Annotated in this window: 21 protein-coding genes and 1 riboswitch; of the genes, 8 read left to right on the top strand and 13 right to left on the bottom strand. The window is 75.2% G+C overall.

Annotation, left to right across the window (positions count from 1 at the left end; genetic code table 11):
- Positions 1-10: 10 nt before the first annotated feature.
- The 3 genes from O4J56_RS22985 to O4J56_RS22975 all read right to left on the bottom strand — a co-directional run bounded on the left by O4J56_RS22985 (position 11) and on the right by O4J56_RS22975 (position 1,917).
- Positions 11-745 (bottom strand): sensor domain-containing protein, encoded by a 735-nt coding sequence (locus O4J56_RS22985; RefSeq protein ID WP_270688568.1) that lies wholly within the window; start codon positions 743-745, stop codon positions 11-13.
- A gap of 325 nt (positions 746-1,070) precedes the next feature.
- The gene (locus O4J56_RS22980; RefSeq protein ID WP_270688566.1) at positions 1,071-1,550 is read right to left on the bottom strand and encodes an SRPBCC family protein; all 480 of its coding nucleotides are present in this window, start codon (positions 1,548-1,550) and stop codon (positions 1,071-1,073) included.
- Between the two features lies 1 nt (position 1,551).
- The gene (locus O4J56_RS22975; protein WP_270688564.1) at positions 1,552-1,917 is read right to left on the bottom strand and encodes an ArsR/SmtB family transcription factor; all 366 of its coding nucleotides are present in this window, start codon (positions 1,915-1,917) and stop codon (positions 1,552-1,554) included.
- Positions 1,918-2,088: 171 nt separating this feature from the next.
- Here O4J56_RS22975 and O4J56_RS22970 point away from each other — a divergent pair, with 171 nt between their 5' ends.
- Complete coding sequence (locus tag O4J56_RS22970) at positions 2,089-2,613, top strand: pyridoxamine 5'-phosphate oxidase family protein (protein WP_270688562.1); 525 nt, start codon at positions 2,089-2,091, stop codon at positions 2,611-2,613.
- A gap of 135 nt (positions 2,614-2,748) precedes the next feature.
- Here O4J56_RS22970 and O4J56_RS22965 read toward each other — a convergent pair whose 3' ends face one another.
- On the bottom strand, positions 2,749-3,558 hold the full coding sequence (locus tag O4J56_RS22965) for a class I SAM-dependent methyltransferase (protein ID WP_270688560.1): 810 nt from the start codon (positions 3,556-3,558) through the stop codon (positions 2,749-2,751).
- Positions 3,559-3,997: 439 nt separating this feature from the next.
- On the opposite strand from O4J56_RS22965, the gene O4J56_RS22960 reads away from it, so the two are divergent.
- Complete coding sequence (locus O4J56_RS22960; RefSeq protein ID WP_270688559.1) at positions 3,998-4,159, top strand: hypothetical protein; 162 nt, start codon at positions 3,998-4,000, stop codon at positions 4,157-4,159.
- A 57-nt stretch (positions 4,160-4,216) separates the two neighbouring features.
- On the opposite strand, the gene eda is transcribed toward O4J56_RS22960, so the two are convergent.
- Genes eda through zwf form a run of 4 tightly spaced genes read right to left on the bottom strand, consistent with a single transcriptional unit; the run spans position 4,217 to position 9,202 of the window.
- Positions 4,217-4,849, bottom strand: a complete 633-nt coding sequence (gene eda / locus O4J56_RS22955; RefSeq protein WP_270688557.1) for a bifunctional 4-hydroxy-2-oxoglutarate aldolase/2-dehydro-3-deoxy-phosphogluconate aldolase — start codon at positions 4,847-4,849, stop codon at positions 4,217-4,219.
- Positions 4,846-5,841 carry a glucokinase gene (gene glk, locus O4J56_RS22950; protein WP_270688585.1) on the bottom strand — a complete coding sequence of 332 codons (996 nt, stop codon included), beginning with the start codon at positions 5,839-5,841 and terminating at the stop codon, positions 4,846-4,848. Before glk ends, eda begins: the two co-directional genes overlap by 4 nt.
- 5 nt (positions 5,842-5,846) lie before the next feature.
- Entirely contained in the window at positions 5,847-7,673 is a 1,827-nt protein-coding gene (gene edd, locus O4J56_RS22945) for a phosphogluconate dehydratase (protein ID WP_270688556.1), read from the bottom strand.
- Positions 7,670-9,202, bottom strand: coding sequence for a glucose-6-phosphate dehydrogenase (gene zwf, locus O4J56_RS22940; protein WP_270688555.1), 1,533 nt, complete (start codon positions 9,200-9,202; stop codon positions 7,670-7,672). Before zwf ends, edd begins: the two co-directional genes overlap by 4 nt.
- A 146-nt stretch (positions 9,203-9,348) precedes the next feature.
- Between zwf and O4J56_RS22935 the strand changes: the two genes are divergently transcribed.
- The 5 genes from O4J56_RS22935 (at position 9,349) to O4J56_RS22915 (ending at position 15,117) form a co-directional block, all read left to right on the top strand.
- Positions 9,349-10,575 (top strand): ROK family transcriptional regulator, encoded by a 1,227-nt coding sequence (locus O4J56_RS22935; protein ID WP_270688554.1) that lies wholly within the window; start codon positions 9,349-9,351, stop codon positions 10,573-10,575.
- Between the two features lie 151 nt (positions 10,576-10,726).
- The gene (locus O4J56_RS22930) at positions 10,727-11,380 is read left to right on the top strand and encodes an NPCBM/NEW2 domain-containing protein (RefSeq protein WP_270688552.1); all 654 of its coding nucleotides are present in this window, start codon (positions 10,727-10,729) and stop codon (positions 11,378-11,380) included.
- Positions 11,381-12,005: 625 nt separating this feature from the next.
- A complete protein-coding gene (locus tag O4J56_RS22925) occupies positions 12,006-12,590 on the top strand; it encodes a TetR/AcrR family transcriptional regulator (protein WP_270688550.1) in 585 nt (194 codons plus the stop codon).
- Positions 12,587-13,483, top strand: a complete 897-nt coding sequence (locus O4J56_RS22920; RefSeq protein WP_270688548.1) for an ABC transporter ATP-binding protein — start codon at positions 12,587-12,589, stop codon at positions 13,481-13,483. Before O4J56_RS22925 ends, O4J56_RS22920 begins: the two co-directional genes overlap by 4 nt.
- Complete coding sequence (locus tag O4J56_RS22915; protein ID WP_270688546.1) at positions 13,480-15,117, top strand: ABC transporter permease; 1,638 nt, start codon at positions 13,480-13,482, stop codon at positions 15,115-15,117. The genes O4J56_RS22920 and O4J56_RS22915 overlap by 4 nt, the downstream gene beginning before the upstream one ends.
- Positions 15,118-15,154: 37 nt before the next feature.
- Here O4J56_RS22915 and O4J56_RS22910 read toward each other — a convergent pair whose 3' ends face one another.
- From O4J56_RS22910 to O4J56_RS22890, 5 genes are all read right to left on the bottom strand, one after another.
- Entirely contained in the window at positions 15,155-16,102 is a 948-nt protein-coding gene (locus tag O4J56_RS22910; RefSeq protein ID WP_270688544.1) for a hypothetical protein, read from the bottom strand.
- Between the two features lie 176 nt (positions 16,103-16,278).
- Positions 16,279-16,722 carry an Imm51 family immunity protein gene (locus O4J56_RS22905; RefSeq protein WP_270688542.1) on the bottom strand — a complete coding sequence of 148 codons (444 nt, stop codon included), beginning with the start codon at positions 16,720-16,722 and terminating at the stop codon, positions 16,279-16,281.
- A 54-nt stretch (positions 16,723-16,776) separates the two neighbouring features.
- On the bottom strand, positions 16,777-17,142 hold the full coding sequence (locus O4J56_RS22900; RefSeq protein WP_270688541.1) for a DMT family transporter: 366 nt from the start codon (positions 17,140-17,142) through the stop codon (positions 16,777-16,779).
- Positions 17,143-17,144: 2 nt separating this feature from the next.
- On the bottom strand, positions 17,145-17,459 hold the full coding sequence (locus tag O4J56_RS22895) for a DMT family transporter (RefSeq protein ID WP_270688540.1): 315 nt from the start codon (positions 17,457-17,459) through the stop codon (positions 17,145-17,147).
- Between the two features lie 18 nt (positions 17,460-17,477).
- Positions 17,478-17,541: riboswitch (guanidine-III (ykkC-III) riboswitch) on the bottom strand.
- Between the two features lie 78 nt (positions 17,542-17,619).
- On the bottom strand, positions 17,620-18,606 hold the full coding sequence (locus tag O4J56_RS22890; protein ID WP_270688539.1) for a DMT family transporter: 987 nt from the start codon (positions 18,604-18,606) through the stop codon (positions 17,620-17,622).
- A gap of 149 nt (positions 18,607-18,755) precedes the next feature.
- Between O4J56_RS22890 and O4J56_RS22885 the strand changes: the two genes are divergently transcribed.
- Positions 18,756-19,613: a LysR family transcriptional regulator gene (locus tag O4J56_RS22885; protein WP_270688538.1), complete on the top strand. Its 858-nt coding sequence runs from the start codon at positions 18,756-18,758 to the stop codon at positions 19,611-19,613.
- Positions 19,614-19,912: the final 299 nt, after the last annotated feature.

The following is a 19,912-nucleotide window of genomic DNA, read 5'->3' as shown; positions in this document are numbered from 1 at the left end:
GCCGGGCCGCTCACCGCGCGGCGTGCAGCGGGGCGCCGTGGGCCACGGCCTCGGCGGGCGTGTTCGAGGTGGGAGTGTGCGAGGCGGGGGCCGGGGCGGCGGGCCGCCCGGGCTCGGGCTCCTCGTAGGCGGGGGCGTAGGGGGACAGGAAGGCCTGGGCGAGCGCGGCGTTGAGCCCGGCGGCGCCCCGCGCCACGAACGGCAGGTTGACCGCGAACAGCAGGCCCACGGCGGTGTGGAACAGGACCGAGACGGTCAGCGAGTCGCCGAGGCCGATCAGCTCGGGCAGGCCGCCGTCGCTCCCGACGGTGCTGTACAGCACCCACCCGTACAGGGGGTAGGCGACCCCGGCCAGGGCTACCCCCCAGCAGGCGACGACCACGACGAAGGTCGCGGTGGCCACGGGCAGGCGGATCAGCGCGTGCCCCGCGTCCATCCAGCTCTGGCCGCAGGTGAGCGGGGTCAGGGCGGTGCGGAACCAGGAGGACCCGGCGGGGGCGCGGCAGTAGCGCGGGGCGCCCAGGGGGCGGCCGATGACGTGGGCGAGCATGTTGCGCTCGACGGAGGCGGCCATCCGGGCCGCCAGCAGGGCGCCGGTGAGGACGAACAGTCCCGCGACGATGACCGCGGTCCCGGCGCCGGCCGCCAGCCCCGCCACGGTGACGGCGAAGGCGATGACGGCCGTGGGGAAGCCGATGAGGACATAGCCGGTGTCGGCGCCCAGGCGCCGGATGAGTTTCTGCATGCCCCGAACGCTACGGATCGCCCCAGGCCGGGGACCATACACCGGATGCCTCTCCCGGGGGTGGTACAGGCACCACCCCGCGTCGGCGCCGGGGGTCGTGCGGTGCGCGGAGGGGCGCGGGAGGCCGACGCCCGCCGTAGGAGTGGTGTCGCCCTCGTCGGCCGCGGACGGTGTCCCGTCGGGGGTGGACCTTTCGCCGGTCACGTCCTCGAAGACGGGGTGGGCCCTCCCCGGGGCCGTCGGGCCGGAGCCGAGGCGAAGGGCGGGGGACGGGCAGCAGCCGGGGCGGCGGCCCGTCCGGTCCGCCGCCCCGCCCCTCACGCGCTCACGCGCCGCGCGCGATCTCGGAGGCCAGCTCCTCCAGGCGCTCCAGCCCCTCGTCCGAGCCCTCCTCCATGCCGTCGGCCACCATGGCGTCACGGTCCTCGACCGACTGGAACACGCTCACCGCGCGGTAGCGCGTGGAGCCGCCCAGGTCCTCCAGCACGACGGTCTCCAGGCACACGTGCCCGGGGGCGCCTTCGAACTCGAAGGTCTGCACGATCCGGTCGGGCGCGCTGACCTCGTGGAAGACGCCGTGGAAGTTGAACTCGCCGTCGTCGCCCGAGGTGAGGAAGCGCCAGGCGCCGCCGGTGCGGATGTCGCCCTGCTCGACGCGGACCTCGTACTTGGCCGGGCCCCACCACCGGGGGATCAGCTCGGGGTCGGTCATCGCGCGGAACACCGCCTCGCGCGGGGCGTCGAAGGTGCGCTCCATCACCACGTCCTGGCGGCCCGGCTCGATGACGAACTCGGTCTTGCCCATGTCAATGCCCTCTCTCCGGCCCTGGGGCCTGATCCCGGTCGGTCCCGGCGCGGATGCGGTCGATCTCGGCCGCCAGCCGGTCCATCCGGTCGGTCTGCACGTCCTTGTAGCGCTCGATCCAGGCGGAGGCGCCTTCGAGCGGTTCGGTCCGCAGGCGGCAGGGGCGCCACTGGGCGTCCCGCCCCCGGGAGACGAGCCCGGCCCGCTCCAGGACCTTCAGGTGCTTGGAGACCGCCTGCAGGCTCATCTCGAACGGCTCGGCCAGCTCGTTGACGGTGGCCTCGCCCCGGGCCAGCCGGGCCAGGATCGCCCGGCGCGTGGGGTCGGCCAGGGCCGCGAACACCTTGCTGAGCGGGTCCTCCGCCATGTGTATTCAACCTTCTCGTTGTTCAACCTATGCGTTGAATATGCTCGTCGGGGCCGTCCATGTCAACCCCCGCGGAAAAATCTCGGCGATCCGCCCCGGGAGCGATGAGTTCGGGGCGCCCGCGCCGTCACTACCGCATCAGGGCATTGCCGACGGAGCGAGGAGAGGCCGATGACGGACCGGACGGACCCCGCGGGCGAACTCGACGCGCGCTACAGCGGGCCGGGCGCCCAGGCGACCCCCTGGCAGCAGGCCCGGCGCGCCCTGGAGGCGGCCGGGGTGTACTGGCTGTCCACGGTGCGCCCGGACGGGCGGCCCCACGTGACGCCGCTGATCGCGGTGTGGCGGGACCGCGCCCTGCACTTCTGCACCGGGCCCGAGGAGCGCAAGGCGCGCAACCTGGCCCACAACCCGCACTGCACGCTCACCACCGGCGGCAACGACCTCGACAAGGGGCTGGACGTGGTGGTGGAGGGGCGGGCCGAGCCGGTCACCGACGAGGCGGTGCTGGCGCGGCTGGCCGACGACTTCGCCGATAAGTACGGCGAGGTGTGGCGGTTCGAGGTGCGCGAGGGCGGATTCGCGCACGAGAACGGAACGGCGCTGGTCTTCCGGGTCGACCCGGTGACCGCGTTCGGCTTCGGCCGCGGAGAGGTGGCCAGCCAGACGCGGTGGCGCTTCCCCTCGCCCGCCTGAGGGCGGCATACGGCGGCCCCGCGTGGGGCGCGCCATGGCACACGCCGCCGACGCGGTGGCGTGAACGCCCGCCGGCAGGCCCCCGCGCCTGATGGTTCGGCGCCCCAGGGGCGGGGTGTGGAGGCCGGCGGCGCGCTACCGTGGGCGCCGGGCCACGGCGATGGTGAACGACGCGTCCAGCGTGTCCACGCCGCGCTCGGCCATCAGGACGGCCAGGCGCTCGCGGACGCGCGCCTGCGCGGCGCCGTCGAGGCCTTCGAGCATCCCCCGCGCGGCGTTGCCCTGGATGAACTCCCAGGCCGAGTCGCCGTCGAGGGGGACGGGGTGGTCGTGGCGGGCGACGTGGACTACCTCCGTTCCCAGGCCCTCCAGCCAGGCGGTCAGCCGTGCGGTGTCGGCGATCCGGTCGCGGGCCTGCCGGAACCCGGGCAGCTCGGGGCGGGTTCCGGTCTCGTCCCCGATCGCCTCGATGAAGACGGTCATGAAGTCGGCGAGGGCGCCTTCGGCCCAGACGGTGACGGCCAGTCGCCCGCCGGGGCGCAGCGCGCGGACGAGGGCGGAGGTGCCGGCGTCCATGTCGGGGAAGAATGCCACGCCGTGGACGACCTGGACCAGGTCGTAGGTGCCGGGTTCGGGCCAGGCGGCGGCATCGGCGCGGACGAAGCGGACGTTGTCCGCACCGGCGCGCGCGGCACGCGCATGCCCCTGCTCCAGCAGGGCCTCGGACAGGTCCACCGCATCGACCGCCCCGCCGGGGGCCACCGCGGAGGCCGCGGGCAGGGCGGAGGCCCCGGCCCCGCAGCAGGCGTCCAGGACCCGCTCCCCGGGCCGCGGCTCGGAGGCCAGGACGGTGGCCTCCCCGATCGGATCCCAGAGCCTGGCACCCCACGCGTCGAACTCCCGCGCCCCGGCGTCGAAGACCTCGCCGACTCCCGTCCCGGACATGTCCGCCCCCGTTCCGATTGAGAATGAAAATCATTGCCCATCGCCGACCGGGACGCAACCCCGGGCGGACCGGCCCATCGCGCGTGAACCCCCGTGCCCGGCGCATCGAACCGGCCAGCGTCGTCACCGATGCGAACACCGAGGAGGCCGCCCGTGGACACCCCGCGCACGCCGCACCACGACACGGACCCCGAGACCCTTCAGGCCGTCCACGCGAGCTATTGCCGCATGGTGCTGGGAGCTCCACCTCCGGAAGGAAGTGTGACCATCACGGCGTCCGATACGCACGACTTCCGCCGCCAGTGGCGCACCCTGTTCGGCGACGGGGGCGGAGAGGACGCCGGCGGTGTACCCGATCCCCCCGGAGCCACTGGCGCGTAGTCAGATCCGGACGCCTCCCGCCAAGCCCCGGGACGAGGCCCGCGAGGCGTTGCTCCGCTTGGCCGACTCACTCGACCCCACGCTGGAGGTCGACCCGTACATGCCTGGAGGCGTCGGCCCGATCCCGTACCACGGGGTTCTGCTCACTCAGCGCACCGAAGCAGTCGTGACGTTCTACGTCGACCACATCCGCGTCGTCGCCGTGCGGGCGCGGGCATAGGGACGGCCCACCGGTGATTCCCGGTGGGCCGTACTCACGCGTTCTCGGGGCGCGCCCCTACGGGCGCAGGGCGGCGGCCTCTCGGGCCAGGGTCTCGATGCGGTCCCAGTCGCCTGTCTCCACCGCCTCGCGCGGGGTCAGCCAGGTGCCGCCCACGCAGCCCACGTTCGGCAGGGCCAGGTACTCCGGCGCGCTCGCCGGGGTCACGCCGCCGGTCGGGCAGAACCGCACCTGCGGCAGCGGCCCCGCCAGCGACTTCAGGTAGGCCCGCCCCCCGGCCGCCTCGGCCGGGAAGAACTTCAGCGCGTCCACGCCCTGCTCCAGCAGCGCCATCGCCTCCGAGGCGGTGGCCACCCCCGGCAGGAACGGCACGCCGGTGTCGGCCATGGCGGCGCGCAGCCGGTCCGTGCAGCCCGGGCTGACCAGGAAGGCCGAGCCCGCCTTGGCCGCCGCGGCCGCCTGCTCGGGCGTGGTCACCGTGCCCGCGCCCACCACGGCCTCGGGCACCTCGGCGGCGATGCGCTCGATGGCCGCGAGCCCGGCCTCGGTGCGCAGCGTCACCTCGATGGCCGGCAGGCCGCCGCGCACCAGCGCGCGGGCCAGCGGCACCGCCGTGTCGGCGTCGTCGAGCACCACCACCGGAACGACCGGGGCGAGGGTGAACAGGTCGTGGCTGGTCTGGGGTTTCACAAGCGCTCCAGTCGGTGGTCCAGTCGCGCGGCCGCGCCCAGCAGCGCCGGGTTCTCGGCGGTGATCAGCACGGTGGCGATGTTCTTCAGGTAGTCGGTCATCCGCCCCTTGGCCTCGAAGCGCAGCCGGAACCGGCCGTTGCGCAGGACCTCGGGGATGCGGGGCAGCACGCCGCCGCCGAGGAACACCCCGCCGGTGGCGCCGATGGTCAGGGCCACGTTCCCGGCGAAGCCGCCGAGCAGGGCGCCGAACACCTCCAGGGTCTCCCGGCACAGCGGCTCGGCCCCCTCGGGGTGCACCCCGGCCGCGGTGATCTCCTGCGGGGACAGCTGCCGCGCCGTCTCGCCGCGCACCTGCGCCAGCGCCCGGTACAGCCGGGGCAGCCCGGGGCCGCTGAGCAGCGCCTCGGCGCTCACCCTGCCGCGCTCGGCGGTGATCACCCGCACCACCTCGGCCTCGATGTCCTCCACCGCCGGGGCGTCGACGTGGCCGCCCTCGCCCGGCAGGGGCAGCCACCCGCCCGCCGGGAGCGGCACCAGGCCCGCCACGCCCAGGCCGGTGCCCGGGCCGAGCACCGCCATCGGCTCGGCCGGGTCGGTGGCCGGGCCGCCCAGCGGCAGCAGGTCGTCCTCGCCCAGCACCGGCAGCGACTGGGCCAGCGCGGCGAAGTCGTTGACCACCTCCAGGTGGTCCATGCCCATGCCGGTGCGGGTCTGCTCCACCGAGAAGTCCCAGCCGACGTTGGTCAGCCGGATGCGGTCCTCCAGCACGGGCCCGGCCACCGCCACGCACGCCGCCGAGGGGCGCACCGGCTCGGCGAGCCCGTCCAGATAGGCCCGGGCGGCCGAGGCCAGCCCGTCGTGCAGTGCGCTGGGCACCTTGCCCACGCGCACCGGCCGCCCCCCTGGGGCCTGCACCAGACCGAACCGGGCGTTGGTCCCTCCGATGTCGCCGACCAGCCAGGGCCGTTCGGCGGTGGGGGCGGACTGCACACGTGTCACCGGTCTCCTCCAAAGACGCTTGCGCCGCGCTCGGCCGGGCCGACCGACGCGCGGAAGGCCGCGAACAGCTCGCGTCCGGTGCCGACCGAGGAGTCCACCGTGGGCGCCGCGGGCGCGCGCTGCTCCAGGTCGGCGGCGAGCACCTCCAGTGTGCCGGATTCGGCGTCGAGGCGGACGGTGTCGCCGTCGCGGACACGCGCGATCGGGCCCCCGGCGGCGGCCTCGGGGGAGACGTGGATGGCCGCGGGCACCTTGCCCGAGGCCCCGGACATGCGCCCGTCGGTGACCAGGGCGACCTTGTGGCCGCGGTCCTGCAGCACCCCCAGGGCGGGGGTGAGCTTGTGCAGCTCGGGCATGCCGTTGGCGCGCGGCCCCTGGAAGCGCACGACCGCGACGACGTCGCCGTCCAGCTCGCCGTCGGCGAAGGCCTGCTGCAGGGCGGCCTGGGAGTCGAACACGCGGGCCGGGGCCTCGACGACGCGCCGCTCGGGGGCCACCGCGGACACCTTGACCACCGACCGGCCCAGGTTGCCGTCGAGCATGCGCAGCCCGCCGTCGGCGGCGAAGGGGTCCTTGGCCGGGCGCAGCACGTCGGTGTCGCCGCTCTCGGCGGGGATCCCCTCCCAGGACAGGGCGCCGTCGACCAGCTCGGGGCGGGTGCGGTAGCGGTCCAGCCCGGGCCCGGCGACGGTGCCCACATCCGCGTGCAGCAGCCCGGCGTCGAGCATCTGGCCGATGAGGAAGGGCATGCCGCCAACCTCGTGGAACCGGTTCACGTCGGCCGACCCGTTGGGGTACATGCGCGCCAGCAGCGGCACGACCTCCGACAGGGCGGCGAAGTCGTCCCAGGTCAGGTGGATGCCCGCGGCCTCGGCGACGGCCACCAGGTGCAGCGTGTGGTTGGTGGAGCCGCCGGTGGCCAGCAGCGCGGCCACCGCGTTGACGATGGCGCGCTCGTCGATCATCTCGCCGACCGGGGTGTAGTGCCCGGCCAGGCGGGTCAGGCCCACGACGCGGCGCCCGGCCTCCTCGGTCAGGGCGCGGCGCAGGTCGGTGCCGGGCTGCTCGAAGCTGGCACCGGGCAGGTGCAGGCCCATGACCTCCATGAGCATCTGGTTGGAGTTGGCCGTGCCGTAGAAGGTGCAGGTGCCGGGGGAGTGGTAGGCCCGCGACTCGGCCTTGAGCAGCTCCTCGCGGCCCACCTTGCCCTCGGCGTGCAGCTGGCGGATGCGGGCCTTCTCGGCGTTGGCGACCCCGGAGGCCATCGGCCCGGCGGGCACGAACGCCACCGGCAGGTGGCCGAAGCTCAGCGCGCCGATGAGCAGGCCGGGCACGATCTTGTCGCACACGCCCAGCATGAGGGCGCCGTCGAACATCTCGTGGGACAGCGCCACCCCGGTGGCCATGGCGATGACGTCGCGGCTGAACAGCGACAGCTCCATGCCGGGGCGGCCCTGGGTGATGCCGTCGCACATGGCCGGGACGCCGCCGGCGAACTGGGCCACGCCCCCGGCCCCGCGCACGGCCTCCTTGAGCAGCTCGGGGTAGTCCCGCAGCGGCTGGTGGGCCGAGAGCATGTCGTTGTAGGAGGAGACGATGGCGATGTTGGGCTTGGCGCCCTCGGGGACGGTGCGGCTGAGCTCCAGCTTGTCCCCGGCGGGGCAGGCGGCGAAGCCGTGCGCCAGGTTGGTGCAGCCCAGGGCGCCGCGCGCGGGGCCGGCGTCGGCGGCGGCGCGGATCCGCTCCAGGTAGGCGGTGCGGGTCTCGGCGCTGCGCTCGCGCAGGCGCTCGGTGACGTCGTGGATGCGCGGATGGACGGTCATCGGGTCATTTCCCCTTCGTGCCAGGCCCGGCCGGAGCGGGCGAGGAGGTCGTGGGCGCCCTGGGGGCCGGTGCCCCCGGGGGCGTAGGGCTCGGGGTCGGTGCCCTGCCAGGCGCCGATCACCGGGTCCACCCAGCGCCAGGCCGCCTCGACCTCGTCGCGGCGCATGAACAGGGTGGGGTCGCCGTTCATGACGTCCATGAGCAGGCGCTCGTAGGCGTCGGGGGAGCGCACCGCGAAGCTGTCGGACAGGCTCAGCTCCAGCGGGGCCGGGCGCAGCCGCAGCTCCCCGGCGCCGGGCTCCTTGGCGAGCATGTGCAGGCGGATGGTCTCCTCCGGCTGCAGGCGGATGACCAGCCGGTTGGGCGAGGGGGCCGCGCCCTGCCCGGGGAAGATCGGGTGCGGAACGCCGCGGAACTGCACCACGATCTCGGAGTAGCGCCGGGCCATGCGCTTGCCGGTGCGCAGGTAGAAGGGGACCCCGGCCCAGCGCCAGTTGGCCACGGCGGCCTCCAGCGCCACGAACGTCTCGGTGGAGCTGGCGCCGTCGGCCCCGGGCTCGCCGGTGTATCCGGGCACCTCGCGTCCGCCCTGCGACCCGGCGGAGTACTGGCCGCGGGCGGTGTGGCGCAGGGCCTCCTCCCCGGCCAGCGGGGCCAGCGACTGGAGCACCTTGACCTTCTCGTCGCGCACGGCCTCCCGGTCGAAGCTGGAGGGCGGCTCCATGGCGATCAGGCACAGCAGCTGGAGCAGGTGGTTCTGGACCATGTCGCGCATGGCCCCGGAGCGGTCGTAGTAGCCGTGGCGGGTGCCCACGCCCACGGTCTCGGCGGCGGTGATCTGCACGTGGTCGATCCACCGGCTGTTCCAGACCGGCTCCAGGAACATGTTGGCGAAGCGCAGCGCCAGCAGGTTCTGGACGGTCTCCTTGCCCAGGTAGTGGTCGATGCGGAAGGTGCGGCGCTCGCTGAAGACCGCGCCGACGGCGTCGTTGATCTCGCGGGCCGACTCCAGGTCGCGGCCCAGCGGCTTCTCCAGCACCACGCGCGACTCGCCGCCGGCCAGGCCGTTGGCCTCCAGGTCGGCGCAGATGCGCCCGAAGAGCATGGGGGGCATGGCCAGGTAGTAGACGCGGCCGCGCCCGGCGTCCCCGCCGGGGGCCGCGTCCAGCAGGGCGCGCAGCCGGTCCCACCCGTCGCCGGGCTCGTCCAGGTCGAGCGGCACGTGGTGCAGGCGCTCCAGGAAGCGCCGCAGCACGGGGGCGGGCACCGCCCCGGCCCGCAGCACCGAGGGGTTGTCCGCCACGGCCGCCTCGGCCTTGCCCCGGTAGTCGGCGTCCCCGATGCCGTCGCGGGAGACGGCGACGATGCGGGTGGTGGGCGCCAGGCGCCCGTCCTTCTCGCACAGCAGCAGGGCCGGCAGCAGCTTGCGCATCGCCAGGTCGCCGGTGCCGCCGAAGACGACGAGGTCGGTGGGCGCGGCGGAGCGCGCCGCCCCCGGGGGCGGGGTGGCCGGGGCAGAGGCGGGCATGGTGTCCCTTTCAGCAGGACTTCGGACAGACGGGTTGAAACCTAGCGGCAACTTAGGTCACACCACAAGTCATCCTTCTGAAGATTTTTTGACAGAAGTACGCCGGTTCGGCGGCTCGAGCGGCCACCGCGTGGTTGAATTGCGGCATGCCCCGACGCCACGGCCCGCCCGCGACCGCCGCCACCGCCGGCCACGTGCTGCGGCTGATCCGCACCGGCGAGGCCGCCACCCGCGCCGAGATCGCGCGGGTCACCCGGCTCTCCCGGCCCTCGGTCGCCTCCCGCGTCGCCGAGCTGATGGACCTGGGGCTGGTCACCGAGGGCGACCACGGCCCCTCCAGCGGCGGCCGCCCGCCCGGGCGGCTGGCCTTCGACGCCGACGGCGGCGTCGTGCTCAGCGCCGCCCTGGGCATCTCGCGCAGCCAGGCGGCCGTGTGCGACCTGGCCGGGCGGGTGCTGGCCCGCACCGAGGGCGCGCCCGAGGTCGTCCAGGGGCCCGACACCGCCCTGCCGTGGCTGCTGGGCACCTGGGAGCGCCTCCTGGCCGAGTGCGGGCGCGACCCGCACGAGGCGCGCGGGGTCGGCATCGGCCTGCCCGGCACGGTGCGCTTCGCCCTGGGCCGGGCCGAGGAGCCGCCGGTGCTGCCCGGCTGGGGCGGCGTGGACATCGCCCCGCTGGTCGCCGAGCGCTTCCCGGTGCCGGTGCTGCTGGACAACGACGTGAACGTGATGGCCCTGGGGTCGCACACCGCCGACTACCCCGACGCCGACGACCTGGTCTTCGTGAAAGTCTCCACCGGGGTGGGGGCCGGGATCATCTCCGGCGGCGCGCTGGTGCGCGGCACCCTGGGGGCCGCCGGGGAGATCGGGCACATCCCCGTCCCCGACGGGGGCGGGACCGCCTGCCGCTGCGGCAACACCGACTGCCTGGAGGCGGTCGCCGGAGGCCCGGCGCTGCTGGCGCGCTTCGCCGCCGGGGGCCGCGAGGCGGCGGGCGTGCAGGGGCTGGCGGCGCTCGCCTCCGACGGCGACGCCGACGCGGTGGCCCTGGTGCGCGAGGCCGGGCGGCGCGTCGGCGAGGTGCTGGCCGGGGCGGTGAACCTGCTCAACCCGGAGGTCATCGTTCTGGGCGGGCACCTGGGCACCGCCTTCGACCCGCTGGCGGCCGGGGTGCGCGAGGCGGTGTTCCGCCGGGCCACGGCGCTGGCGAGCCGGCAGCTGCGGGTCGTGCCGAACCGCTCGGGCGGCGAGGCCGGGCTGCGCGGCGGGGCGGCGATGGTGCTGGACCACGTCCTGGCGCCGGAGGCCGTGAACGCGGCCATCGCCGAACGCTCCGGCGAGAAGGAGTCGGAGGAGGCGGCGGGCCGGGCCTGACGGCCAGGGCAGGCGGGGAGCAGGCGGCGCGCCCCTTTCGACTCTTCCCCTCGTCCGCGGGATTCCGGACTGATCGGTGAACACGGAGGGGACGGCCGGGCTAGCCTGTGCCCCTACCGCCTGAAAGCCATGCGCCAGAGGGGTCCCCGCCGTGCCTCTGTCCAAGAACGTCACCGTTCCCACCGCACTGCTCACAGCGCTCGCGGGAGTCGTCATCGGGACACTGGTCACCGGGACGACGGTCTATTTCGTGTGGCGGGACTGGAAGCCCCCGAACGCCGACGCTCCCCGCCCGGAGGTGACAGTGACCGCCGAGCACACCGTGACCGCCACCCCGACCGCGCCGGGGCACTCCGGTACGGCGGAGGGAGAGGACCCCGAGGAAGGCCCCGGCGGTCCGCCCGGCGAGCGCATGGACGACGAGCCGCTGAACGGCCTCGAACCCGTCGACGGCAACGCCGCCGTTGAGTGGGGCAAGCCCATGATGAACGGCGAGCGCCGCGACGGATCCATGATGGTCGAGCTCTGCGGTGTAGGTGAGGTGATCGCCTACGACATCGGCCGCGACTGGAAACGGCTGGAGACCACCGTCGGGCTCGCTGACGGGGTCGGCGCCTCCGACGGGAGTGTCACCTTCGAGGTCATCGGCGACGGCGAGCGGTTGGCGCACACCATGCTGGCCCTCGGCGAGGAGGAGGAGCTGAGCGTGGACGTCGAGGACGTGCTGCGGCTCGAGCTGTCGATGGCCGACAACGACTGCCTCGAAGGCCATGCGGTGTGGGTGGACCCGGTGCTGTACGCCTGACCCCGGCCCGTCCGCGCCCCCTGCCCGCGCCCGGCCTCCTGGCCGTGGTGCGAGGAGGTCCACGTCTGCCCGCACGCGAACGGGGCCTGGAAATCGGGCTCCCCCTGGGCCGGGGCCGGCCCTGCGGAGAGGAGCACCCCGGCTGCCGCCGCCGGTGCGGGCACCGCTCCGGGCGCCCTTCCTTCCACCACACCCCACCTCCGCCTTCGTGCCGACCCGTCCATCCGGGAGAAGCCGTGCGCAGGGCCGGACGGGGGACCACGCACACGCCCGGCGGCCGACGGTGCTGCCGGAAAAGCCGCTGACCCCCGTCGTCGCCGCGACGCCGCCCTCAACGCTGTACTCTGTCGGCCCGCCGCTCGGCCGGGGGCCGTGGGCGGGGTACCGGCTCAGCCGCCCGCCCGGACCGCGAGGGGCCCACCGCCCGACACGGCGACCGCGCACACGCGCCTCGCCCGACAGCGCTGCCGTATGGGCCGCCCACCCCTCCTCGTCGCCGCCCGCCAGGCGGCCGTGCTCGCACCCGCACGCTTATTTCAATACAGTACTGTACTGTATTGAAATCCGACGATGCCGACTCCCCAGGAGGCCCCATGCCGTCCCTCCGCACCCCCGGCGCGCCGCGATGAGCGACGCCCCCCGGCCCGGCCGCCCCCGCAGCTCCGAGGCCGACGCCGCCATCCTGGACGCCGCCCTGGACCTGCTCATCGAACACGGCGTCGACGGCACCAGCGTCGAGCAGGTGGCCAAGCGGGCCGGGGTCACCCGCGCCACCGTGTACCGGCGCCACCCCGACAAGACGCGCATGCTGGTCGCCGCCATCACCCGCGCCCAGGGCGACCCCGCCGACCTGCCCGAGTGCGACGGCGCCGAGCAGCTCCTGTCCTACTGGGCCCAGGCCCTGGCCGACCCCCGGCTCAGGCTGCTGACCCTGCGCCTGATGACCGCGGTGTACGACCACCCCGAGCTCGGCCGGGCCTACATGAGCGCCAACGTCGAGCGGCGCGACGCCTGGGTCCGCGCCGCCCTGGAGCGCGACCACGCCCGCGGGGCCTTCCCCGAGGGCACCGACCTGCAGGTCGTCCAGCGGATCCTCACCGGCGCCGTGGCCGACCACCTCACCACCCACCCCGGACCGGCGCCCGCCGAGGAGATCGAACGGCTCCTCCTGGACGTCCTCCGCCAGACCGGCTACCGGAGCCGCTCATGACCGCCGCCATCACCACCTCCGGGCTCGTCAAGACCTACGGGCGCACCCGTGCCCTCGACGGGCTGGACCTGACCATCCGCTCCGGGGAGGTGCACGGCTTCCTGGGCCCGAACGGCGCGGGGAAGTCCACCACCGTGCGCATCCTCCTCGGACTCGTCCGGGCCGACGCCGGAAGCGCGCGCCTGCTCGGCGGCGACCCCTGGACACAGGCGGTCGAGCTGCACCGCCGCCTCGCCTACGTGCCCGGCGACGTGGAGCTGTGGCCCTCGCTCACCGGCGGAGAGGCCATCGACCTCCTCGGCCGGCTGCGCGGCGGCCTGGACCCGGCCCGCCGCAGGTCCCTCGTCGAGCGCTTCCAGCTGGACACCCGAAAGAGGGGCCGCGCCTACTCCAAGGGCAACCGGCAAAAGGTCGCCCTGGTCGCCGCCCTGGCCTCGGACGCCGAACTGCTCGTGCTGGACGAGCCCACCAGCGGGCTCGACCCCCTGATGGAGGCCGAGTTCCAACAGGCCGTGGGCGAGCTCAAGGCCCAGGGGCGCACGGTGCTGCTGTCCAGCCACATCCTCGCCCAGGTCGAGCGGCTCGCCGACCGGGTCAGCATCATCAAGCAGGGCCGGATCGTCGAGGCCGGGACGCTGGAGCAGCTGCGGCACCTCACCCGCACCTCGGTGGAGGCCGCCACCGCGCGGCCCGCCACCGGCCTGGAGGACCTGCCGGGGGTGCACGACGTGCGCACGGACGGCGGCCGGACGCGCTTCAGCGCCGAAGGCGACCACCTGGGGGCGGCCATCGCCCACCTCTCCGGCTTCGGGATCCTGTCGCTGATCAGCCACCCGCCGACGCTGGAGGAGCTCATGCTGCGCCACTACGGCGGCCAGGAGGCGGCCCGATGAGTGCCCCGGCCGCCGCCCCGCCGCTGCCGGGCACCGGCGCCCGGCTGCGCGAGCGGACCCTGGCGGGCACCGGGAGCCTGCTGCGGGCGGCGCTCCGGCGCGACCGGATCCGCCTGCCGCTGTGGCTGCTGGGCATCTCCGCCTTCGCGCCCTACGGGCACACCGTCATGCAGGTCGCCAACCCCGACCCGCGGGCCCTGGCCGAGTACGTGCGACTGATGGACACGCCCATGGTCGCGCTGTTCACCGGGCCGGCGTTCGGCCTGGGCCAGGCGACCGTCGAGCGGGCCATGGTCTCCTCCTACTTCCTGGAGTTCCTGCTCGCGGCCGGGCTGATGAACATCCTGGCCGTCGCGCGGCACACCCGCGCCGAGGAGCAGACGGGCCGCGCGGAGCTCGTGCGGGCCGCGCCCGTGGGGCGGCAGGCGCCGCTCAGCGCCGCGCTGCTACTGGCCGCGGCGGCCGACGCCGTTCTCGCCGGGCTCCTGGCCGCCTTCCTGGGCGCCGCCGGGTACCCGGCCGGGTCGGCCCTGCTGTTCGGGGCGGCGGTCGGTACGACCGGCCTGGTCTTCGCGGGGGCGACCGCGCTGACCGCGCAACTGGCCGCCTTGTCCCGCGCGGCCGCGGGCATCGCGGGCGCGGCGCTGCTCGCGGCCTGGGCCGTGCGCGGGATCGGCGCCCTGCAACAGGACGGCGGCAGCGCTCTGACCTGGCTCTCCCCCCTGGCCTGGGCCCAGTACACCCGGGTGCTGGCTGACGAGCGGTGGTGGCCCCTGGGGCTGTCGGTCGCGCTCGCCGCGGCGCTCGCGGCCGGGGGGTACGCGCTGTCCGAGCGGCGCGACCTGGGGTCGGGGCTGCTGGCCGAGCGCTCGGGCCGGGGAGGGGCGGCGCCGTGGCTGCGCTCGCCCCTGGCGCTGGCGTTCCGGCTGCAGCGCACCTCGATCCTGTGGTGGGGCGGCGTGCTCACGGTGGCCGCGTTCGTCTACGGGTCCCTGACGGGGGCGCTGGCCGGGGCCGATGCCGCGGACGCGTTCTTCGGCACCGGCGGGAACGTGCAGGCGGGCTACCTGAGCCTGATGGCGGTCGCGATGGGGCTGCTGGTGTGCGTGTACGCGGTGCTGGCCGTGGTCTCGCTGCGCACCGACGAGGTGCGCGGACGCACCGCGCTGCCGCTGGCGGGCCCCACGGCGCGGAGCGCGTGGCTCCGGGCGTGGCTGGCGGTGACCGCCGCGGCGGGGACCGCCATGGCGGTGGCGGTGGGCGCGGCGATGGCCGCAGGTGCGGCGTGGTCGACCGGCGACGCCTCGGCACTGGGGCCGGTCTTCGCCGCCGCGGTGGTGCGCATCCCGGAGGTGCTGCTGGTTCTGTCGGTGGCCGCGCTGCTGCACGGCTTCGCGCCCCGGGCGCTGCCCGCGGTCTGGGCCGTGGTGCTGTACGGAGGGGTGGTCCGGTTCTTCGCGCCGAGCCTGGGCTGGCCGCAGTGGCTGATGGACCTGTCACCGCTCGACCACATCGCGCGGATGCCGGTGGAGCCGTTCTCAGCGGGGCCGGTCGCGGCCACCGTCGCCGCGGCGGCGGCCCTGGCGGGGCTGGCGGCCTACGGCTACGGGCGCAGGGACCTGGCCGGAGGCTGATGACGGCGCCCGCCCCCGCACGCGGGGGCGGGCGGACCTATCGGCGGGCCGGGAGGCCGTGCAAGGCCTGGGCGAGGGCGTCGCGCAGGCGCGGGTAGGTCGGGGCGAGGCGGCGCAGCGCGGCCTCCAGGCCGGGGTCGTCCCCCCGGGAGAGGGGGTACTGGACGGCGCCGAGCAGCCGCGCCTGTTCGGCGGCCACGGCGGCGGGGGCGTCGAGCCCCACCTCGGCCAGGCACCGCGCGGCGTCGGACAGGCGGCGCGCGCCGACGCGCACACCGAACACCTCCAGCAGCACCCGTGTGTCCGGGGCGAGTCCCGAGCGCACCAGGGCCGCCAGCGCCTCGACCGCCCCGGCGCCGCCGAGAGACCCCACCGGCGCGGCGCCTTCTCCCCGCGCGTCGAGCCATTCCAGGGCTCGGGGCAGGCTGCGCACGAGCGCCTCCCCGGCCGAGACGGGGCCGGTGGACGCGAAGTCGGAGCGCATGGTGAAGGGAGTGTCGGCGTACTCGACGGCATCGGCCCGCCAGGCGCGGACGAAGTCGGGGGCGGGCAGCGCGGCATAGGGGAAGCCGTGCGGGTCGTGCAAGACGACTGTGCCGTCGTCGGCCGACAGCACGACGACATAGTGGTCGCCGCCGTCGGGGCCGCGCTCGCCTGGGTGGTGGGTCAGCAGGCCCATGTCGAGGGGACCGGCGATGACGGGCCCGCGCGCGCAGGCGGCGCGCAGCCGCGCCAACGCCTCTTCGGGTGTTCCCCCGCCCGTGCGCTCGTAGGAGACGCCGAGCAGGCCGAGCGCCGCCGCCACACCGGCCTCCGGGTCCCAGCCGAGGGGGTCGAAAAAGGGCCGGCGCCCTTCGATGAGCTGCACTCCGAAAGGGGAGCCGGTGAGCGTCTCGATGACGTGGCCCGCGGGCGCGCGCTCACCGAGGACCATTCCGATCGAGCTGGCATAGCAATAGGGGCCGGAGCCGAGATAGGGCGTCATGGAATTCCTCCGCGGACGTCGGGGGCGGCGGAGGGGAAGTCTTCCGGAATTCCGGGGTTTTCTCATCCCCGGGGGTCCGCCGGAGCGGACGCCTCTTGCACCGGCTCTTCAACGGCCGCGGTGAACCCGAGCGGTCACAGCACCGGCGAGGATCCCTCCGTCGTACCCACCGGCGTTCAAGAGAGCTCGAAGAGGTCCGGATCGGCCTCCCTGATCAGGCCACCGAGGCGTTCGGAATCGCGGTACAGGCCGGCCAGCACCATTCCGAGCCTGCGCAGTGCGCCCACATCCGCCTCGTCCGCCGTCACGGCGAAATAGTCGTCCCGCGTGCCGTCCGCTTGGTGGAATTGCCCCGACTCGAATTCGAGACGGACCGAGTTCAGCAGGTCGGCGATGTCCGGTGCCTCCGCCTGGGCCGCGAGAGCGGCGACGACATTCCAGTCACCCGCCCCTCCCGCCTGCCCCTGCGCGACGAAAACTCCCTTCACCGCCCCCACCGCGTCCTGGCCGAGCTCGAGGACGTAGCGGGGGTCGGGGTCCGCGTGGAACAGGAAGAGCGAGAACGGGTCGATCCCGCACTCGGGAACGCGCCCGTCGCGCATGCGATGCTGATCCGGCATGACCCACAGGGTAAACGGGTGCCGGTACCCCGGAGGGCGTTCCCGGTCGCGGCGTCAGGCGTCGACGCTCCACCGGGCGCCCTCATCGGGGGCCTTTTCGCCCGGGACCAGTTTCAGGCCCACCACGGCCAGGATGATGCCGCCGATGAAAACGGCCTTGGCCGCCGACACCGGCTCGGCCCCGGTGGCCATCGCGTACACCACCGTCAGCGCCGCGCCGAGGCCGACCCAGACCGCGTACCCGGTCCCGATCGGGATGTGCTTGACCGCCCAGCCCAGGCCCACCATGCTCACCGCCAGCGCGACCGCGAACACCGCGGTCGGGACCGGCTCGCTGAACCCGTCCGACATGCCCATCGCGGTGGCCCACACGGCCTCGAACACCGCGCTGACCAGAAGGACCATCCACGGCATGCGCATGCTCAGCTCACCGCCTTCAGGCCGATGATGGAGCCGACCAGCAGCACCAGCAGCAGGATCTTGGACGCCGAGGCCCGGTCCTGCCGGGTGGCGAAGCCCCACACCACCGTCAGGGTGGCGCCGATGCCCACCCACACCGCGTAGGCGGTCCCGGTCGGCAGGGACGTCATGGCCCAGGCCAGCCCGCCCATGCTCAGGGCGAGTGCGATGAAGAACAGGACCGTGGGGCGCCGTCGGCGGAAACCCTCGGAGGCCGACAGGGCCGAGGCCCACACGGCCTCCAGGACCCCGGAGGCGACCAGGACGAACCACGCCATGAAATTCCGACCTCATTCCATGGCCGTCTTGTCGTCGAGCGGGTACGGCTCCCTCGTCCGCGGGCCCGATCGCCGGGTCCCTGCCAAGAGATATACGACATCGCCGCGGCGGCGGCAAGCGGAAAAGGCGCCGGACGGCGGAGAACAATGGAGAATTGCGTCACCACCGGCGGGCGGGGTGCGCATTCCGCCGTTCGGGGGCGCCGGCGCCGTCGGCCTTCCGGTCCGCCCCCGGCCGTGCCCCGCCGGCCGGGCGGCCCACCGGCGCGCGCCGCACGGCGGCGATCGCCGCGGCCGCGCACACCATCCCCGCCGCCTCCACCGGGCCCGGCACGCGGCCGTGCACCGCCCACTCCAGCAGGGCCGTCACCGGCGGCACGCAGAAGAAGAGCGCGGTCACCCCGGTCGCCTCGCCGCGCGCCACCATCGCGTACAGCAGCGCCGTGGCCCCCACCGAGACCACCGCCGCCATCCACCCGGCGCCGACCAGCAGGCCCGGCTCCCAGTCGAACCGCATCCGGCCGCCCGCCAGGGCGACCACCGCGAACACGGCCGCGCTGAGCGTGCTCTGCAGTGCCAGCGACGCCCACAGCCCGGTCCCCGACGCGCGCCCCTGCACCAGGGTCCCGGCGGTGATGCCCAAGAGCGCGGCGAACGCGCAGGCCAGGCCCAGCGCACCGCCGTCGCCGCCGGACAGCTCGCCCAGCCCCGCCCCGGCCGTCAGCGCCGCCCCGGCCACCCCCAGGGCCAGCCCGGCCCACAGCGCCGCGCCGCGCCCTCCGGAGGTCCACGCGGCGACGGCGGCGGTCAGCACCGGCTGCAGGGCGACGATCACGATCACCGTGGCCGCGGGCGAGTCGGCCGCCAGCGCCAGGAAGAAGAACCCCTGGTAGACGACCTGCATGAGCAGGGCGACCGCCCCCAGCCGCAGCCAGGGGCGACCCCCTGCGGGCAGGGGGTCGCGGACCAGCGCCCAGACGCCCCACGAGAGCGCGGCGGCGCCCGCCGCCCGAAGGAACAGGAACGCGGGGACGGTCGTGTGCGGCAGCCCGGCCTGAACGGCCAGCGGCCCGCTCGCCCACAGCAGCACGAACACGGCGGGGGCCGCCGCGGCGGCCGCCCGCACGGACACTGCGGAGGCGGCCATGGGGGACTCCGATCCGGTAGGGGCCGGGGAAACGGAAAAGGAGGCGTCCGGGCCCCGGGCGCTCCGGAACGCATCCCGGATTCCTTTTCTAGCCATTCATCGGAGGCGCCGGGAAATGCCGTTTCCCGATGGGGGTATGCTCTGCGGGCATGGGGGTCGAGATCCGCCACCTGCGGGCGTTCCTGGCGGCCGTGGAGGAGCGCAGCATCACCCGGGCCGCCCGGCGCCTGCACATCACCCAGCCCGCCCTCTCGCGCACCCTGGCCGACCTGGAGCAGCACGTGGGCGCCGCCCTGCTGCGCCGCTCACCCCGGGGCGTCGAGGCGACCGCCGAGGGGGAGGCGTTCCGGGACCGGGCCCAGCGCGCCCTGGACGCGTTCGAGGAGGCGGTCCGGGCACCGGCCGGGCGCCCGCTGCGGGTCGGGCACGCCTGGGGCGCCTTCGGCCCCTTCACCAGCCCGCTGCTGCGGGCCTGGCGGCAGGGGCACCCGGACCACCCGCTCGAGCTGGTCCGCCGCGACGACGCGATGGAGCGCCTGGAGGCCGGGGAGGTGGACGCGTGCGTGGTGCGCGGGGCACCGCCCGAGCGCGGGTACGCCGGGGCGCGGCTGCACCGCGAGGAGCGGTGGGCGGCGCTGCCCGCCGGGCACAGGCTGGCGGGGGCGGAGGCGCTCGCCCTGGCCGACCTGGCGGGGGAGGGCCTCCTCGTCAACACGGTCACCGGCACCACCGGCCCCGGGATGTGGGGCGAGGGGCCGCGCCCCCGCGTGGTCGGGGACACGGCCAACGTCGACGAATGGATCGACCTGATCGCGGCGGGCGCGGGCATCGGGGTGACCCTGGGGTCGGTGGCGATGACGCGGCGGCACGCCGAGGTGGTGTACGTGCCGCTGGAGGACGCCCCCGCCGTCCAGGTGCACCTGGTGTGGCGCCGCGACGCGGCCCACCCGGCGCTGCCGGGCTTCGTCGAGACGGCGCGGCGCATCACCGGCGCGGACCGGCACTGAGCCCTCGGCCGCACACTGCCCGCCCTCCGGGACCCTCCCGGGCCACGCGGCACAGAGCGGTGACATCCGCGCGGCCGCAGCCGTCCGGCGGGCGGTCGGGGGCTCGGTCGGCCCCTGACCTGGCCGGCTCCTCGGGAGTCCGCCCGGCGCCCCGCCTCTCGGCCGGGGCCGTCCGCCGCAGAGAGGTCCGCGCACCGTCTTCCGAGGGTGTGCCTTCACGGGAGGCGCCCCGCCGGCCCTGCGCCGTTGATCTCGGGAAAAGCGCCCCCAAAACCGGCCCGGAAGCGTCGTTTCTCCCG

Origin of the sequence: Nocardiopsis endophytica (assembly GCF_027706725.1) — a bacterium.
Lineage (GTDB): Bacteria > Actinomycetota > Actinomycetes > Streptosporangiales > Streptosporangiaceae > Nocardiopsis_A > Nocardiopsis_A endophytica.
This window is presented reverse-complemented; position numbering and strand designations above follow the sequence as displayed.